We start from the raw sequence: 1,641 nt of genomic DNA, 5'->3' as shown, positions 1-1,641 counted from the left end.
CACAACCACCAGAGAACCCGCTCTGACCTGCCTGAACGCAGCCTTCTGCAACAGGCTTTAGGGCCAGGACTGAGGCAACGGTATCCGCGGGCTCGGGCTGCGGCGCGGGCATATCGCTGAGGTGGGATACCTCGATCCCTAAGACCTGGATCACGTAGGGGAGCCAGTACTCGGGGTTACGCTCGCCGACCATCAGCTTCCGGGCGTACTGCCGGGACAAGGCGGTGGGCCCTCGGCCCTCGGCGATGCCCAGTTCACGGGCCAGTTTGGACGGTCCCCAGCCGCGTTCCGCGCACGCCCTGTCGATCAGCTCCGCGATGCGCTGGGCTCTCTCCATCCTCATCTGCCCCTTCCCGACGGGGTTACGCGGAACTACACGGGGTTACACCCTCCCACCTGTTCCGTGCCGGTCACCACGCGTTGACTGAACATCAACCGCACGGGAATCACGGGCCGTTGGGCCTGAGTGCGGGTTGAGGAGCAGCGGGCCGCCGGAGCAACCCATGCTGTCCGGCCGCCCGCTGTCACATCACCTGACCCAAAGGGGACGGAGGCAGCCGTGGCCAGCACCAGTGGTGGCCCCTGACGCGCCGCCTCCGTCCGTCTGAGCAGCAGCGGCTGACCCCGGCCGGCCCCACGACCTGCACGTGGCCCGCCCGTTGGCGGCGGCTGGGCCCTTCATTCTGGGAGAAACCGTGGAAGTCCCCTACACCGCAGCCGAGCTGTTCCGGTTCGCGGACCGGAAGATCCTTGAGGCGGCCTCCCGAGTCTGGCCCGAAGCCATGGAGATCCGACTTGGCGCCCATACCCCCAGCGTGACCGGCTACGTACGCGGCATGGACGTGGACGGCGAGGAGCTGTACGCCAAGTACTCCTTCCTGGGGCTTTCGTTGGTCTCCGTGGTGCGCGGAACGTGCGGTTCCTGGGAGGCCGTGCGTGCGGCGCAGGCCGCCTACGTCGCATCGAGCGGCACGCTTCTGGAACGGGAGGCCGAGCAGCTCAGGCCGCTGTCGCTCGCCGACGTGCGTGCACCCGAGGCCGCCGGGTACGACGACGGGGTGCTGTTCACCCGGCCGCTTCATGGGCCGACGTTCGGTGCTGATCGTGAAGGAACCCGAACGCACTCAGGAGCTGGCCACGCGGGCGTTGCGCGAGATGGACAAGGCGCTGCGGCGCCTCACCGCCCGCGTCCAGCGCGTGCAGATCTCCGAGCGCGGCATCCCCGCCACGTTCGGCAGGAAGTTCAACGGCATCAGCGGACGCGCCTACCTGGAGCAGGCCGGGGAGTTCGCACCCGTGCTGCGGGAGGTCGTGGCGCGGCTGCGGCGACTCGGCCAGTCCACCGCCACCGGCCCGCGCCCGCTCATCTACGGCGACTTCAAACCAGAACACATCCTCTACCCCCACGGCCCCGGCGAGCCGCCCGGCTTCCTGGACCCCGGCATCACGCACGGCCGCGCCTCGGCGGATGTGGCCAAGCTGATCTCCCGCACCGTCCTGGGACTCATCTCCGATCCGCCGCCCAGCAGCGCCGTGGAGACGATCACCGCGGGGCTGAGGGCGTGCGCCGAGAAGCGTGCCTGGCACCTGAGCGACAGCGAGCGGGCCACCTGGCTGCGGGAGTTGGCCGTGTTATGGCTG

General features: G+C 69.3%; 2 pseudogenes. One reads left to right on the top strand and one right to left on the bottom strand.

Annotation, left to right across the window (positions count from 1 at the left end):
• Positions 1–337: pseudogene (locus IEY91_RS42265) on the bottom strand (hypothetical protein); the annotation flags it as partial.
• A gap of 767 nt (positions 338–1,104) precedes the next feature.
• Between IEY91_RS42265 and IEY91_RS41420 the strand changes: the two are divergent.
• Positions 1,105–1,641: pseudogene (locus IEY91_RS41420) on the top strand (hypothetical protein); the annotation flags it as partial.

It is taken from the genome of Streptomyces lasiicapitis (assembly GCF_014646335.1).
In the GTDB taxonomy this organism is placed as follows: domain Bacteria; phylum Actinomycetota; class Actinomycetes; order Streptomycetales; family Streptomycetaceae; genus Streptomyces; species Streptomyces lasiicapitis.
The sequence above is the reverse complement of the archived record's forward strand: the minus strand, read 5'-3'. Positions and strand labels throughout refer to the sequence as shown.